The organism is Agromyces allii (assembly GCF_009749385.1).
Lineage (GTDB): Bacteria > Actinomycetota > Actinomycetes > Actinomycetales > Microbacteriaceae > Agromyces > Agromyces allii.
In genome coordinates, this window is the sequence record NZ_WBIN01000022.1 from 1 (window position 1) to 15862 (window position 15862).

The following is a 15862-nucleotide window of genomic DNA, read 5'->3' on the forward strand; positions in this document are numbered from 1 at the left end:
GGCGGCGGCCGCGGTCGCCGCTGCGGCGGGTTTCGCACGCGCGAGGCCGGCTGCGGCATCCGCAAGTCGCTCGTCGGCCGTCGCGAGCGCGAGGTCGGCGCGGTCGAGGGCCGCATGCGCACCTCCGATGGCCGAGGCGGCGAAGCGGCGCGCGAGCCGTTCGAGGGCGGCGGCCGCATCCCGCCGCCGCAGTGCGAGTTCGCGGGCACGCGCCTGCAGGGCCGGCGCCTCGATGCTCGCACCGCGCTCGGATCGACGCCTGGCGGCCAACTCGGCATCCGCGTTCTCGAGGGTGCGCAGCGCCTGCTCGCAGAGCTGGACGATGCGCGCGCTCCACGTGCGGCGTTCGGCCGCCGTGTCGGGCTCGGCGTCGTCGAGGCGCTGCTGCAGCAGGAACGCCTCGCGCAGCCACCGCTGCGCCGCCTCGACCGAGGATCGCGCGCCGCGCGCCGTCGCCTCGTCGAACTGGGCCTCGGCGAACGCCACCTCGGCGAGCGCCGCCCGCACGGCCGTGTCGGCCTGAACGATGAGCGACTTCGCCTGCGTCTCGAGCGGGCGGGCCGCCGCGAGCGCAGCGTGCTCGCGCTGGTGCCCCAGTCGCCGGAACCCGAGCACGGCCCCGACGAACGCCGCGACGGCGACGCCGGCCACCACGAGCGAGGGCACCCACCAGAGTCCGTCGGCCATGCGCTGGAGTCTAGGCGGTGGGCCTGCACGGACCCCGGGCGCGGGGCGGGTCGCACGGGCCCCACCCCGCAGCGAACGCGCGCAGCCCTCGCGGACAGAATTCAGGAGATCTCGCCCTCCGGGTTCCCCCAGGAGCCTCGAGGGCCGGATCTCCTGAATTCCGGTCGAACCGGTTCAGGCGCGCGGGCGCATCCGCCCGACCGCGCCACGCCCGCCACGCCGCCGTGAATCCGCCGCAGATGCTTGGCTGCGGCATCCGTCGGTTCTAGTGTCGGCTCATGCGGGTCATGTTGAAGCTCGAGCTCGACTGCGCGCCGGATGCCGCGTGGCGGGCCCTGCACAGCCCCGCCGTGCTGCGCGAGGTCGTCGCCCCGTGGCTCGACTTCGCCTCGCTCGAACCGGGCGGGCTCCCCACCACCTGGGCCGAGGGCCCGCATCGCCTGCAGCCGCGTGCCTTCGGACGCGTGCCGATCGGCGAGGAGGTCGTCGACCTCAGCCACCCCGGCGGACTCCCGCCCGGCGTGCGCATGCTGCGCGACGGCGGCGGCGCGCTCACCGGCCCGTTCGCGCTGTTCGACCGGTGGGATCACCGCATGGCCGTCTCGGCGCTGCCCGACGGGCGCACGCTCTACCGCGACCGTCTGCGCTTCGACGCCGGGCCGCTCGGCGTGCTCGCCTGGTATCCGACGTGGGCGTTCTGGCAGTGGCGCGGCAGCCGGCTTCGGCAGCTCGCGCCGTCGTGGGCGTTCGACCCGCCCGGCACCGCGGATGCCGCGGCTGCCGCAGCGACGTCGGTCGCCGCCCCGACCGGCCGACCGGCGACATCCGCCCGACCCGCGACATCCGCCCGATCAGAAGGGGGCACCGCATGACCGACTCGAACCCGTCGCTGCAGCTCGTCGACTGGCGTCGACGCGTGTTCGGGCTGTACGCGGGCGTGCGCCAGCTCAGCGCGCACGACCCCGCCGCGGGCCACGAGCTCTGGAAGTCGGGGCGCGACGAGCTCTTCGCCGGGCACCCGCAGTCGCCGCTGCTGCCCGACGACCGAGCGTCGTTCACGGGGCTCACGATCGCGCGCTACGACCCCGACTGGCGCTTCGAGCTCGAGGTGCGCCGACCCGAGGAGCCGCAGCGGCTCGTCGTCGAGAGCGCGACCGACGGCAAGATCCGCTTCTCGCTCGTGGGCACCGTGCGCGTGCCGTACCTCGGCACGCTCGACGTGTGGCGGCTCACCCAGTACGGCGGCGGGCTGTTCCTGCCCGTGAAGGACAAGCTCGCGGGCACGCCCGGCGGCACCTACGGCGGCGGACGCTACCTGCTCGACACCATCAAGGGCGCCGACCTCGGGACAGGCGCCGGGCTCGACACGCTCGTCGTCGACTTCAACTTCGCCTACAACCCGTCGTGCGCGTACGACCCGTCGTGGTCGTGCCCGCTCGCGCAGCCCGGCAACACGCTGCGCGAGGAGGTGCCGGTGGGCGAACGGCTGCCGCGCTGAGCGCCTGCCTCCCGCCGAGCGCCGAGCGCCGAGCGCCTGCCCGGCAGGCGCCGACCGTATTCACAGCCCCAGCGCCGCGACATCCGCTATGGTGGTGGATGGTGTGCGCGATGAACGCGCCGCCTGCGTCGTAGAAACGCTTTCCGGGCCGACTCCTCACCGAGCGCCCGTTGACTCTCATACGGCGAACGGATGCGCCGACCGGCGCCTTCGCCAATCCCACCGCCGGGCCGAGATCCGCCGCACCGTGCACCGCAGTTCGCGAACGCACCGTGCAGCGGCATCACCGTGCGGTGCGCCCTGCCCCGAAAGGCACCCATGACAGACACCAACTTCGCAAACCTCGGCGTTCCCGCGCCGATCGTCGCGAGCCTCGCCGCCGACGGCAAGACCAGCCCCTTCCCGATCCAGGTCGACACCCTGCCCGACACGCTCGCCGGGCGCGACGTGCTCGGCCGCGGCAAGACCGGCTCCGGCAAGACCCTCGCGTTCTCCATCCCGATGGCCGCGCGCCTCGGCGGCGAGCTCTCCGGCGGCCGTCGTCGCCCCGGCCGCCCGCTCGGCCTCGTGCTCGCCCCCACGCGCGAGCTCGCGACCCAGATCGACGCCGTGCTCGCCCCACTCGCCAAGGCGTACGGCATGACGACCACCACGATCTTCGGCGGCATCAGCCAGAAGCGCCAGGTCGACGCGCTCCGCGCCGGCGTCGACATCGTCGTTGCCTGCCCCGGCCGCCTCGAAGACCTCATGAAGCAGGGCCACGTGACCCTCGACGCCATCGAGATCACCGTGCTCGACGAGGCCGACCACATGGCCGACCTCGGCTTCCTGCCCGTCGTCACGCGCATCATGGACAAGACCCCCCAGTCCGGCCAGCGCCTGCTCTTCTCGGCGACGCTCGACAACGGCGTGGACAAGCTCGTCAAGCGCTTCCTCCACAACGAGGTGCTGCACTCGGTCGACGAGGCCACCTCGCACGTCGCCGCCATGACCCACCACGTCTTCGAGGTCGACGACGTCGACGCGAAGAACGACCTCATCACGGCCCTCGCCTCGGGCACCGGCCGTCGCATCCTCTTCATGCGCACCAAGCACCACGCCAAGAAGCTCGCGAAGAAGCTGACCGAGCAGGGCATCCCCGCGGTCGACCTGCACGGCAACCTCTCGCAGCCGCAGCGCGACCGCAACCTCGCCGCGTTCGGCGACGGCTCGGTCAAGGTCCTCGTGGCCACGGATGTCGCGGCTCGCGGCGTGCACGTCGACAACGTCGAGCTCGTGATCCACGTCGACCCGCCCATGGAGCACAAGGCGTACCTGCACCGCTCGGGCCGCACGGCTCGCGCCGGCAGCGAGGGCGACGTCGTCACCATCTGCCTGCCCTCGCAGAAGCAGGACCTCAAGACCCTGCTCCGCAAGGCCGCGATCCAGGTCACGCCCGAGCGCGTGACCGCGAAGTCGCCCCAGGTGACCCGCCTCGTCGGCGAGGTCGCCGCGTACGTCAAGCCTCTGCCCCGTGCCGCCGTGCAGCAGCAGGGTGGCGGCGGCCGCTCGCAGGGCGCGAACGCGCAGCGCAAGCGCGCGGTTCGCGACGGCGCCCCCCAGTCGGCCGAGGCCCGCACCGAGGGCGGCGGACGCCGTCGTCGCGGACGCGGCGGCTCGGGTGCCGGTGCGGCGGATGTCGCGCCCGGCGCTCCCCGTCGCGACCGGTCCGGCCGCCCCGCCGAGGCCAAGTCGAACGCCCCCAAGCAGGGCGCCGGCCACAGCCGCGGTGCACAGACCACCGGCGCGCAGCGCGGAGCATCCGGCCGCCCCGCGAAGCAGCCGCTCCGCGTCGGCAGCCTCGTGAACCAGAGCGCGCGCACGAACCGCCGCGCCCAGGGCTGACCCGCGACGCATTCCAGACGGCCCCGACGAGCACGAGCTCGTCGGGGCCGTCGGCGTCTCGGGCGAGGGGCCGGCGCGAATTGTGGTCGGCCGACAGCGGAACGGGGTGCGGCGGGCGTCGATTTGTCGCTGGCCGCACCCTGGCTTAGCCTCTCGGTATGAGCACCGAAGTCGTTGCCGAAGCCCTTGTGATCCGTCCGGTCCGCGATTCCGACGCCGAAGCACTCGGGCGTGTCCACGCCCAGTGCTGGCACGAAGACTACGACCAGCTGGTCGACCAGGCCACTCTCGCGAACCTCTCCCCCCGCCGCATGGCCGAGCTGTGGGCCCACCGCCTCGGGCAGAACGAGGACCACACGTACTTCGCCGCCCTCGTCGACGGCGAGATCGTCGGCTTCGCCGGAGCAGGGCCCGCCCGCGACGACGACGCCCCCCGCGAGCACGAGCTGTTCTTCATCCACCTGCTCGACTCGCACCACGGCCACGGCATCGGGCAGAAGCTCTTCGATGCCACGGTCGGCGACGAGCCGGTCACGCTCTGGGTGCCCTCGGCCAACACGCACGCGATCGCCTTCTACGAGCGCAACGGCTTCACGGCCGACGGCGCCTCGCACGACGAGCCGTTCCTCGGCGAGAGCATCCACGAGATCCGGATGGTGCGCTGACGCGAACCGGATAGCGCGCACGGCCGTCCGCGCGTCGTGCACCGCTACTCTGTCGGGATGCCCATTCCCGTCATCCTCGACGTCGACACCGGTGTCGACGACGCCCTCGCCCTGCTCGTCGCGGCACGCCATCCCGGTCTCGACCTGCTCGGCGTGAGCTGCGTCGCCGGCAACGTCTCGCTCGACCGCGTCGTCGAGAACACCCTGCGCGTGCTCGCCGCCGCCGGTCGCACCGATGTGCCGGTGGCCGCCGGCGCACGCCGCCCGCTCATCGAGGCGGCTCGCGCGGCGACCGTGCACGGCACCGACGGGCTCGGCGGGGTCGCGCTCGACCCCTCGCCGCGCCAGGTCGAACCCGACCACGCCGTGGAGTTCCTCCGCCGTACGATCCTCGCGTCGCCCGAACCGGTCACGCTCGTCGCCCTCGCGCCGCAGACCAACATCGCGCTGCTGCTCCGCACGCATCCCGAGGTCGTCGACCGCATCGAGCGCCTCGTCTTCATGGGCGGGTCGGCCTCGGTCGGCAACGCGACCGCCGTCGCCGAGTTCAACGTCTGGCACGACCCCGAGGCCGCCGCGATCGTGCTCGACTCCGGGGTGCCGGCCTACATGTACGGCCTCGACGTCTTCAACGCGGTCGCCGTCGCGCAGGACCACGCGGCACGCCTCGCATCGGGCGACGACCCGCTGGGCCGCGTCGTCGGGGCGCTGCTCGGCAATCGCGTCTCGAGCGCGCACGGCGGCGAACCCGAATACAGCGGGCTCATCGGCGACGCCGGTGCGGTGTGCTCGATCGTCGACCCCGATGCGCTCGGCACCCGGCTCCTGCCGGTGCACGTCGAGCTCGCCGGATACGCACGGGGGCAGACCCTCGTCGACCTGCGCACGCGTCCGGGCGAAGACCTCGTGCACGGCCTCTCCGTCGAGTGGACTCCCGTCGAGGTCGCGCTCACGGTCGACGCGCCGCGACTCGTGCGCGTGTTCCTCGAGTCGATCGGACTCGCCTCAGCGTCGTAGCCTGCTCCGCGACATCCGTCACCCGAACGACGAACGGGCGACGTGGGATCACCGCGCCGCCCGTCCTGCTGGTCCTGGTCAGTTGAATGAGGCCAGGTAACTCGGGATCGTGTCGGTTCCGCTCGCCTCGTCGCCGAGGTCGTTGACGACGTGGCTGATGATGCCGTTGCCGCCCAACGACACCGCGAGGAGGTTGCGGAGACGGATCCCCGGCTTCGCCGGAGCCTCGATCGCGCTGTGCGTGACGATGCTCGGATCGACGTTGTTGTAGGAGTAGACGCCGACGCCCCATGCCTGGTGGTCGTCGACCTCGTCGGCGACCTTGTAGCCGGCCCAGCCCAGCGTGGCGCCGTTCATCCACGCGGCCTGGTTCGGCGGGTCGTACGCCAGCTCCGACTGGTAGAACACGGTGCGGCCGCGTTCGCCGCTCCAGACGGTGTTGTACTGCTGGAAGTGCTCCACGAACAGGCCGTACGCGGTGACGTCGTCGCCGTCGACCACGAGGCCGCGGTCGGCGGTGTTCTGGTTCCAGCCGATGCCCTCGCCGTGGTCTCCGCGCCACGACCAGATGTGGTCGACGAGCGTGTCGTCGGCGTGCACGACCAGCGCGTCGTCGACCTTGCCGGCGACCGCGCCGCCGACGCGCAGGAACACATCGTGCAGCGAGATGGGGTCGTCGGAGTGATCGGCGGATGCCCCGGGCTCGCCGACCTCGAGGAGGACGGGCGCGTGCGTGGTGCCGGCGTCGAAGAGCACGCCCGCGAGCTTCACGCCGTCGACGTCGGCCACGCGCATGGCGGCGACCCCGCCGTCGTTCACGATCGTCGCGTAGCCGAGACCGAGCACCACGGTGCCGGGCCGGTCGACCTCGATGGTCTCATCGACGTGGAAGATGCCAGGGGTCAGCAGCAGGTTCAGCCCCTGGGCGAGGGCCTGGTTGATGCGCTCGGCCGAGTCGCCGGGCTTCGCCACGTAGAACTCGTCGATCGGGATCGACTCGCCCGGCGTCTGCCCGCCCTCCCACGTGGTGCCGCGGGTGTTCGTCGCGAGGCTCGGCACGAAGACCGCCCAGTCGTCACCGTCCCAGTAGAGGTACGGCTTCTCGCGCGTCACGGGGCTCGTGTCGAGCACGGTGTGCGACGGGTTCGGGAAGTGCGGGGCCGGCGAGCCCTCGACGCCCGAGAACACCATGTTCCACACGGAGCCCTCCCATGACCCGAACGTCGAGTCGCGGCTCAACCACTGCTGCTGCGAGTACGAGCGCACCGCGCCGTCGACCTTCGAGTCGGCGATGAACCCGCCGCTCGCCCAGCCGTAGCTCGAGGGGGCGAGGTTGAGCGCACCCTTCACGTGGACGCGACGCATGGGCGCCGCCTGCGAGACGGCCCACCGGGCCTCGCCCGTGTGCGGCACGATCGCGAGGTTCTCGACCGAGCGCCAGAAGTTCTGCGTCGCGTTGCCGCCGAACCACTGCGCGTCGGCCCAGACGCCGCCGTTGATCGTCACGTCGTCGGGGTTGCGGCCGGCGCCGCTGATCGACGTGTTGAAGCCCACGTGCGCGTGCACGTCGTAGCTGCCCGGCTTGAACAGGAACTGCGACCGCGCAGCGCCGAACTGATCGGTCTCCTGCGCGGTGAACGCCGCATCGAGCTCGGACTGGATCGTGGAGTCCGGCGTCTGGTCGTCGTACACGTGCACGTTCGGACCGAGGTCGCCGCCTCCGGGGATCTCGCCGACGGGCGGTTCGCCACCGTCTCCCACGAGCACCTCCAGTTCGAAGATCGAGTAGCCGTATCCGGTGCCGCGCTGCGTGCCTTCGAGCCTGAGCCACCGGCCGTGCGCGTCGACCTCGACCGTATCGGAGCCGCCGTCGCCGGCCGTCACGGTCGCCGCCGTGGTCCAGTTCGACCCGTCGTCGGAGACCTGCACGCGGTATCCGCGCCCGTAGGCAGCCTCCCAATCGATCTGCACCGAGCAGATGTCGCGGCTCTCACCGAGGTCGAGGGCCAGCCATTCGGCATCCGCGAACGCCGATCCCCAGCGGGTCTGGGCGTTGCCGTCGACCGCGAGGTTCGCGGTGAACGGGCCCTCGGAGCTCGAGGCGGTCGCTGTGACCGATCCGACCCCGAGGGCTTCGCAGTCGGCGGCGTTCGCAGCCGTCGGGCCGGCCAGCACGAGGCCGCCGCCCACGATGCCCGCCGTCGCGAGTGCGGCGACGGTCTTCGCACGCACGGTTCGTCTTCTCGTCATGGGTTCTCGCATGATCACGCCTTCGGAATCAGGTTGTACTGCTCATCGAGCACGGCGCCGCGGTGCGGCTTGTAGAGGTCGTACCCGCGCGGGTTGCACTGCAGCCCGCCGTTGATGCACTGCTCGACGAGCCGGTCGAGCACCTCGGGCTCCCACGCGTTGAAGAAGTCGTAGTGCCACGACTGGTCCGATCCGCTCGCGAGCCGGACGTCCGACATGTCGCCGCTCACGGGCCAGGCGATCTTGAACTCGATCATCGGCACCGCGATCGGGTGCGTCATCGGGCACTGCCCGTTGACCGGGTAGGCCATGTGCGGTCCGTGGCCCATCTGCTGCGCGGCCTGCGGGGTGAGGTGCATGCCGTCCCAGCACGACGGGGCCTGGTACCGGATGTTCAGCTCGGTGCCGGGGTCGCAGTATGCCGGGATCTCCCAACTCTTCGAGATGCCGCCGCACTCCCAGCCCTCGACCGCGCCGGGGGCTGTGCGGAACGAGTCGACCGTCGCCTTCATGTCGCCGGCGACGAAGCGCAGGCCCTGCGGGAACGGCTGCACCTTTCGGTAGTCGTCGATGCCCGACTTGTAGTAGATCGTCATCGGGATGTCGGGCTCGATCACGGTCGTGCCCTTGTACAGCGCCGGGAACCAGTACGACGAGTGGTCCTGCGGCACCGTGCAGGTCGAGCCTGCGTTCGCGAGCAGGGTGTCGGTGGTCGTGAACGCGTCGGTCGAGCGGTTGCCGACGAACGTGTGCAGGTGCGAGGCGCCGGGCTGGCCCGGGAAGACGATGGGGTCGTCCGGGCGGTTGTGCGAGAACGTGCAGTTCGCCTGGAACTCGTGGTGCGTGACCTCGTCGTTGAACACGGGCGGGTCCTCGGGGTCGACGACCTGGCCGTCGCCGAACACCTGGAACTCGTGCAGCGAGTAGCCGTAGCCGGTGCCGCGCTCGGAGCCCACGAACTGCACGTAGCGCCCGGCGCCCGTGAACTCGAGGGTCTGCACGCCGCCCGTGCCGTCGACCACGGTCGCGACGGTGTCCCATGACTGCGCGTCGTCGGACACCTGGATCGTGAAGTCCTCGCCGTAGGCGGCCTCCCAGTCGAGCACGACGCGCTCGAGCGGATGACTCGCGCCGAGGTCGACCCTGAGCCACTCGGCATCCGACGGGTTGCTCGCCCAGCGGGTCGATCGGTCGCCGTCCACCGCGAAGCGGGGGCCGAGCCCGCCAGACTCGGAGCTGGACGCGCTCGTCAGCGCGCCCCTCGAGAGCAGGGTTCCGGATGCCGCGTTCGCGACGTTCGCGGCCACGAGCGACCCGGCGACGAGGCCGACCGCCGCGAGCCCGGCCAGGGCGATCGCGAACGGGAGCGGCCTGCGGATGCGTTCGGTGTGCGACGGTGACGCGGATCGCGCGCCGTCGGCGGTGACCGGCTCAGGCCGGTCGATGGGAAGGGGGAACATCGGTGTACGTCCTTCGGTTGAGCGGATGATCCGAGCGCGCGCACGGTCGGGCGCGCCGGAAGCGGTGCTGCGGTCCCGATCGGGACCGGGCTCGGGATGGCGCGCGGGGGCGCCTCTGACGGGTCGGTCGACGTCGAGGTCGAGCGACTCGGGGATGCGGGGAACTCTCCGAGGGGGAACCCGGGCCGGCGAGGAGAGGGCACCGGCCCGGGTGGCGCAGGGTCAGGGCAGGTCGTAGATGCCGACCTCGAAGAGCGAGTAGCCCCATTCGGTGCCGCGTTCGGTGAGGTTCAGCCGCACGTAGCGCGCGGTGCCCGCGGCGTCGAACGTGTCGATGCCGCCGTCGCCGCCGGTGACGGTCTTGATGGTCGACCACGTCGACCCGTCGTTGGAGGTCTGCACCTCGTACGACTTGGCATACGCGGCCTCCCAGACGAGCTGGAACCGGTCGAAGGACTTCGCCGATCCGAGGTCGACCTGGATCCAGCCGGTCGGCGCCCACTCGCCCGACCAGCGGGTCGCGGTGTTGCCGTCGAACGCCTGACCCGGCGTGTAGTTGTCGCCCCACGTCTGGAAGCTCGACGCGGTCGCGGTCTTGCCCAGTGCGACATTGGTGCCGGGTACCGCGGGCGGCACGACCTTGAACGACCGGGTCTCGACGCCCACGTTGCCCTTGCCGTCCTCGACGAAGACGTACGCCTTCCAGACGCCGAGCTTCTGCGGTGCGACCACGGTGATCGCGTCGCCGCTGCGCTGGTGCTCGACGTACTGCACGCCGCCGTTGCCGTCGATGTACTTCGAGTTGAAGAAGGTGACGTACTTCAGGGCGTCGCCGTCGGGGTCGGTCACCGAGAGGTTGAACGTGAACGGCTGACCGGCCACGATCGAGCCGGAACCCGGGATCGACATCGAGCTGATGCGCGGCGGCGTGTTGCCGCCGGCCGCGGAGCCGTTCCACATGTCGGCGACCGTGTAGTAGCCGAGCCGCTTGTTGCCGCCCGGGTTGACGTTGAACCACACGCCGCCGAAGTCGCCCTCGAGTCCGTAGTGGAAGAACGTCGCGCCGAGGCCGACGCCCTTGTGCTCGGAGATGCAGCGCCAGGAGTCGCGGAGCGCCTCGCCCTTCTCGATGTCGGTGGGCTCGTCGGGAACCCCGTTCGCGTCGTCGGGAACCTCCCACTCACCGGCCGCGCCGCCCTCGGTCACGATGTACGGCCAGTTGTAGCCGCCGTCCTCCCAGGTCTCGCGGATGTTGCAGACGTCGCCGTAGGAGTTCACCGCGAGCAGGTCGAGCGCCGGGGTGTTGGCCTTGTAGTACGGCCACGAACCGGTCCAGGCATCGGTCGAGGTGACGGGGTGGTTCGGGTCGATCTGCTTGATCGCGACGGCGACCTCGTTGACGAATGCCGCGTAGGCGTTGCGCTCGGCCTCGAGCACGGCGCCCGAGAAGCAGTTCTGCAGGCCGAGGAGCGACTCGTTGCCCACGCTCCACATGAGGGTCGCGGGGTGCGCCTTGTAGACGTTCACCCAGTTCAGGATGTCGGCCTTCGTCGTGGACTTGTAGGTCGCATCCGTCGTGTAGTTGATGCATCCGCCCGATCCGGGGCCACCGCCGGGCAGCAGCCAGAAGCCGTTGATGACGCGCACGCCGTTCCTGGCCGCGGAATCGAGGAGCGTCTTCGTGTCGGCGCCGGTTCCCCAGGTGCGGGTGGTGTTCGCGCCCATCCCGGTCAGGCCGGGCATGTACGTGTCGGCCTCGGCGAACGAGGGACCCCACGTGAAGCCCTTGACCGTGTACGGCTTGCCGTTCACCTGCAGCGACCAGTTGCCGTTGCCGCCGGCGACCTTCACGACGCTCGGCGTGGTGAAGGGTCCGGGCTCGTTCGGGTAGCCGGGGTCGACCTCGCCCGGGTCCGTCGGATCGGTGGGATCGGTCGGACCGGTGCCCGCCGTGCCGAAGACCTGGAACTCCCAGAGCGAGTAGCCGTAGCCGTTCGCCCGCGCGGTGCCGTGCAGCCGCACGAAACGGCCCTGGCCGTCGACGTCGAGCGTCTCGTTGCCGCCGGGGCCGGTGGTCGTCGAGTGGATGGTGGTCCAGCCGCCGGTGCCGGTATCGGAGACCTGGATCTCGTAGGCCTTCGCGTAGGCGCCCTCCCAGCGGAGCTCGATGCGGTCGATGGCCGAGCGCTGCCCGAGGTCGACCTGGATCCACTGCGGATCGCTCCAGACGCTCGACCACCTGGTTCCCGTGTCGCCGTCGAAGGCAGCGGAGGCGGGGGTGTAGTCGGCGCTCTCGACGGAGGACGCCGTGGCCGGCTTGCCCTGCGAGAGGTTCACCGGCGCGGCGAAGGCCGCCTGGCCCGGTGCCGCGAGCACGGTCGCGACGAGCGCTGCGGCGAGCGCGGCGCACAGGGCGAATGCGCGTCTCGACGCGCGGCGCCTCGTCTGGATCGGCGGATGGGAAATCACGGTGAGGGTCTCCTCTGGTCGCGCCGAGCCGCGGAACGCGGTCGGCTGGTCGTCTCGTCATCGAGCCGCACGCCCGGGCACTCGTGATGCCTCGGATAGCGCTCTTACACCAGCGCGACCGAGTATCGTCCGAGTTTTTGTCCCCTGTCAAGGGGGTTTTTCACCGAGGTCGGCGTTGTCGTGGACCCGGATGGAAGCAGCCGAGGCCCATCGATCCGCGTGTTTCCGGGCCTCTGGCCGAACGCCGAGCTCCCAGCCCTGCCGCAGCTCTCGGATGAATACTCATCGGGATAGCGCTCTCTTCACCAGTCTCGACAGGCTTGGAAACACAGGGATCATGCGCGAGGTCAACCGGAAGGTGGTCCTGATTCGGGAACGGTTCCCGAATTCGTGTCACTCCGGAGTGAATCTCGGATAGCGCGATCCCGACGGTGCTAGGGTCATCGCGTGGACAAGCACGCCGAACTGCGCACCCCGACGCTCGACGACGTCGCCCGCGTCGCGGGCGTGTCGAGGGCGACCGTCTCACGCGCGATCCGCGACACCCGCGGCGTCGCCGACGAACTCAAGGAGCTCGTCGGACGGGCGATCGCCGAGACCGGCTACGTTCCCAACCGGGCCGCGCGGTCGCTGGCGAGCGGGCGCACCGGCAGCGTGCTCGTCGCCGTCTCCGGAACGGATGCCGATCAGAGCGGCGTCGCCGAGACCGACGTCTTCGCCGATCCGTTCTTCAGCCGGGTCATCAGCGGAGTGGTGCGCACGCTGCGCACGCTCGACACCCAGCCCGTGCTGCTGCTCGTCGAGACCGACTCCGACCGAGCCGACGTGCTCGCGACCGTGCGCCAGGGTGCGGCCGACGGCGCACTGCTCGTCTCGACCCACTCCGACGACCCGCTCCCCGCCGCATTCGCGGCCGCCGGCCTGCCGGCCGTCACCTTCGCCCGCCCGGCGAGCGGCGCTCCGGTCAGCTTCGTCGACATCGCCAACCACGACGGCGGGCGGCTGGCTGCGGAGCACCTCGCCGATCGTGGCGCCCAGCGCGTCGCGCTCATCGCCGGCCCCGAAGACGTCCCGAGTGCGCAGGACCGCGCCCGCGGGTTCCGCGATGCGATGGCCAGGCGAGGGCAGGCGTTCCCGCCCACCGCGCACGGCGACTTCACGGTCGAGAGCGGCGAGCGCGCCATGGCCGAGATCCTCGAGCAGGATCCGACCATCGACGGCGTCTTCGCGGCCAACGACCTCATGGCGCTCGGCGCGATGCACGAGCTCCAGGCGCAGGGCCGGCGCGTCCCCGACGACGTCGCGATCGTCGGTTTCGACGACTCCGTCATCGCCACGATCGCCCGCCCCACCCTCACGAGCGTGCGGCAGCCGATCGAGGAGATGGCGGCGCAGATGGCGCGCATCCTCGTCGCCCAGATCAACGACCCGGGCCTTCGGCCGTCCTCCGTGATCTTCGACCCCGTGCTCATCGCCCGCGGGAGCGCCTGACCCGTCCGCACGACCGAGCCGGCGCGACATCCGATCGGCCGTTCGGCCGATTGACGCGGGCCTGCGCTTGCGCGAGCGTGGGATTCGCCCGCAGTCCCCGGGCGGAGGACGGTGCCGGATGGACCACGACGAGCGACGACCCGTCGGCGCAGATCCGACGGCGGCGGCCATGGCCCCGGCACGTCCGCCTCGCATTCCGCCCCGGTGGTTCGTGCGGAGCGCCTGGGTCGTGCACCGCGGCCTCTACCGCGCGACCCGGGGGCGCAAGGGGCTCTGGCCCGCGACATCCGAGCGCTGGGGTGCGATGCGACTGACGACCACCGGTCGTCGGTCGGGCCTCGAGCGCGTCGCCATCGTCGCCTACCTGGAGGACGGCCCGAACCTCGTCACCCTCGCGATGAACGGGTGGGCCGAGCCCGACCCGGCGTGGTGGCTGAACCTCCGTGCGCACCCCGACGCCTCGGTCGTGCTGCCCACCGGCCGCCGCGACGTTCGGGCGAGGGCCGCGACCGGCGAGGAGCGGGACCGACTGTGGGCGGCGTGGCAGACCTTGGGCGACGACGTCGAGGCGTTGGCCGCGAGGCGGAGCCGTGAGACGGCGGTCGTCGTGCTCGAACCGCGCTGAGCTTCGCAGCCCTGGCGGGTCAGCGCAGCGCGCCCACCGAGGCCAGGGCCTGGCGCACGAGCAGGCCGCGGCCGCCCTCGAGCTCGTCGCCGATCGAGTCGGACGCCGCCTCGGCCGGCGTCATCCAGGTCACCTCGAGGGCGTCCTGGCGGGGCTCGCAGGTGCCCGTGACGGGCACGACGAACGCGAGCGACACGGCGTGCTGGCGGTCGTCGGTGAAGGGCGAGATGCCGGGCAGCGGGAAGTACTCGGCGACCGTGAAGGGCACCGGGCTCGTGGGCAGCAACGGGAACGCCATCGGACCGAGGTCCTTCTCGAGGTGACGGAACAGCGCGTCGCGCACGGTCTCGCCGTACATGACCCGGCCCGAGACGAGCGTGCGGGTCATCTCGCCGACGGCGTTGGCGCGCAGCAGCACGCCCACCTCGGTGACCTGGCCGAGCCCGTCGACGCGCACCGGCACCGCTTCGACGTAGAGCAACGGCAGCCGCCCTCGGATCTCGGCGAGCTCGAGATCGCTCAACCACCCGGGGTTCGTGTTCGGAGTCGGCGCGCCCGTCGGCTCGTCGTCGCCGTTCCAGTCGGGGTCGGGGGTGCGCACGCTCATGCCTCGATTCTGCCTCACGCCGCTACCGTTGAGGCATGACGAGTGTGCAGATCGACGACGACGCGGTAATCTGGTCGGCTTCGGCCGCCGACCGGGAGGGGCGGCCGTTGCTCGTGCTCCTGCACGGCTTCAACTCGAACGAGGGCGATCTGTTCGGTCTCTCGCCCTACCTTCCGCTCGAGCCCGTCATCGCATCGCTGCGTGCGCCGCTGCACGCGGGCCCGGGATTCGCCTGGTTCCCGCTGCTCGCGCAGGGCGCCGAGATGGCCATCGAAGGGGCGGATGCCGCGGTCGACGCGATCCTGGCCTGGCTCGACCGTGCGGCGCCCGACGCGACCTCCGTCGGCCTGCTCGGCTTCTCGCAGGGCGGCGCCGTCTCGCTCGAGCTCCTGCGGCGAGCGCCGGAGCGATTCGAGTACGTGGTGAACCTCGCCGGATTCGTGCTGCCCGGAGAACGCGCCGGCGACGGCGACGCGCGCCTCGCCGAGCTGCGCCCTCCCGTCTTCTGGGGGCGCGGCACGGCCGACCCCGTCATTCCCGAGGCCTCGATCGAGCGCACGCGCGACTGGCTGCCGTCGCGATCGACGCTCGACGAGCGCATCTACGAAGGGCTCGGGCATTCGGTGTCGGAACGCGAGCTCGCGGATGTCGCGGCCTTCGTGCGCGCGCAGGTGGCGCCGGTCGCGTAGACCCGCGACGGTGTCGGACGCGCGACGGCGTCAGACGCCGGAGCCGGCTCCCCCGCCGCCCGACGTGCGGCCCTCGGCGGCCCAGCGCGCGGCGCGCTCCTTGTCGCGCTCGGCGACGCGGATCTTCTCGGCGCGCACGGCGGCCTGCGTGGCGCGCTCCTGCACGAGCCAGGCGGGCGGCGCCTCGAGCAGCGACTTGATCTCTGCGCTGGTCAGCGGCTCGGTGACGCCGCCGCGGGCGAGACCCGAGTTCGAGATGCCGAGCTTGGAGGCCACGACGGTGCGCGGGTGCGGGCCCTCGCGGCGCAGCGTCTCGAGCCACTCGGGCGGGTCGGCCTGCAGCTTCGTGACCTCGTCGCGCGTGATGGTGCCCTCGCGGAACTCCTCGGGGGTCGCGTCGAGGAGGATCCCGAGCTTCTTGGCGGCGGTCTCGGGTTTCATCGACTGGGAGGCGTTCACCCTCACACGTTAGCCGGTCCGCCTGTGTGCGGCATCCGTCGTCATGGATGACACGCGCCCA

Annotated in this window: 13 protein-coding genes and 1 pseudogene; 8 read left to right on the plus strand and 6 right to left on the minus strand. The window is 71.6% G+C overall.

Going from position 1 to position 15862, the window contains the following annotated elements:
• Positions 1–687, minus strand: a pseudogene (locus GQR16_RS19415) (hypothetical protein); the annotation flags it as partial.
• A 278-nt stretch (positions 688–965) separates the two neighbouring features.
• Between GQR16_RS19415 and GQR16_RS19420 the strand changes: the two are divergent.
• From GQR16_RS19420 to GQR16_RS19440, 5 genes are all read left to right on the plus strand, one after another.
• A complete protein-coding gene (locus GQR16_RS19420; protein ID WP_211373593.1) occupies positions 966–1559 on the plus strand; it encodes a hypothetical protein in 594 nt (197 codons plus the stop codon).
• Positions 1556–2185: a DUF1684 domain-containing protein gene (locus GQR16_RS19425; RefSeq protein ID WP_157416823.1), complete on the plus strand. Its 630-nt coding sequence runs from the start codon at positions 1556–1558 to the stop codon at positions 2183–2185. Before GQR16_RS19420 ends, GQR16_RS19425 begins: the two co-directional genes overlap by 4 nt.
• Positions 2186–2503: 318 nt before the next feature.
• Positions 2504–4069, plus strand: coding sequence for a DEAD/DEAH box helicase (locus GQR16_RS19430; protein WP_157416824.1), 1566 nt, complete (start codon positions 2504–2506; stop codon positions 4067–4069).
• A gap of 158 nt (positions 4070–4227) precedes the next feature.
• On the plus strand, positions 4228–4734 hold the full coding sequence (locus GQR16_RS19435; protein ID WP_157416825.1) for a GNAT family N-acetyltransferase: 507 nt from the start codon (positions 4228–4230) through the stop codon (positions 4732–4734).
• Positions 4735–4791: 57 nt separating this feature from the next.
• Positions 4792–5751 (plus strand): nucleoside hydrolase, encoded by a 960-nt coding sequence (locus tag GQR16_RS19440; protein ID WP_157416826.1) that lies wholly within the window; start codon positions 4792–4794, stop codon positions 5749–5751.
• 78 nt (positions 5752–5829) lie between these two features.
• On the opposite strand, the gene GQR16_RS19445 is transcribed toward GQR16_RS19440, so the two are convergent.
• The 3 genes from GQR16_RS19445 to GQR16_RS19455 form a co-directional block, all read right to left on the minus strand.
• Entirely contained in the window at positions 5830–8001 is a 2172-nt protein-coding gene (locus GQR16_RS19445; protein ID WP_246200950.1) for a discoidin domain-containing protein, read from the minus strand.
• Between the two features lie 14 nt (positions 8002–8015).
• Positions 8016–9461 carry a DUF1996 domain-containing protein gene (locus tag GQR16_RS19450; RefSeq protein WP_170298581.1) on the minus strand — a complete coding sequence of 482 codons (1446 nt, stop codon included), beginning with the start codon at positions 9459–9461 and terminating at the stop codon, positions 8016–8018.
• A gap of 222 nt (positions 9462–9683) precedes the next feature.
• Positions 9684–11930, minus strand: a complete 2247-nt coding sequence (locus GQR16_RS19455; RefSeq protein WP_211373594.1) for a discoidin domain-containing protein — start codon at positions 11928–11930, stop codon at positions 9684–9686.
• A 447-nt stretch (positions 11931–12377) separates the two neighbouring features.
• Here GQR16_RS19455 and GQR16_RS19460 point away from each other — a divergent pair, with 447 nt between their 5' ends.
• Positions 12378–13421 carry a LacI family DNA-binding transcriptional regulator gene (locus GQR16_RS19460; RefSeq protein ID WP_157416828.1) on the plus strand — a complete coding sequence of 348 codons (1044 nt, stop codon included), beginning with the start codon at positions 12378–12380 and terminating at the stop codon, positions 13419–13421.
• Between the two features lie 118 nt (positions 13422–13539).
• Positions 13540–14046: a nitroreductase/quinone reductase family protein gene (locus GQR16_RS19465; RefSeq protein ID WP_246200951.1), complete on the plus strand. Its 507-nt coding sequence runs from the start codon at positions 13540–13542 to the stop codon at positions 14044–14046.
• A gap of 19 nt (positions 14047–14065) precedes the next feature.
• Here the strand turns inward: GQR16_RS19465 and GQR16_RS19470 are convergent, their stop codons facing one another.
• A complete protein-coding gene (locus tag GQR16_RS19470) occupies positions 14066–14653 on the minus strand; it encodes an NUDIX hydrolase family protein (protein ID WP_157416829.1) in 588 nt (195 codons plus the stop codon).
• 35 nt (positions 14654–14688) lie between these two features.
• On the opposite strand from GQR16_RS19470, the gene GQR16_RS19475 reads away from it, so the two are divergent.
• On the plus strand, positions 14689–15342 hold the full coding sequence (locus tag GQR16_RS19475) for an alpha/beta hydrolase (RefSeq protein ID WP_157416830.1): 654 nt from the start codon (positions 14689–14691) through the stop codon (positions 15340–15342).
• Between the two features lie 30 nt (positions 15343–15372).
• On the opposite strand, the gene GQR16_RS19480 is transcribed toward GQR16_RS19475, so the two are convergent.
• Positions 15373–15783 carry a DUF5997 family protein gene (locus GQR16_RS19480; protein WP_157416843.1) on the minus strand — a complete coding sequence of 137 codons (411 nt, stop codon included), beginning with the start codon at positions 15781–15783 and terminating at the stop codon, positions 15373–15375.
• Positions 15784–15862: the final 79 nt, after the last annotated feature.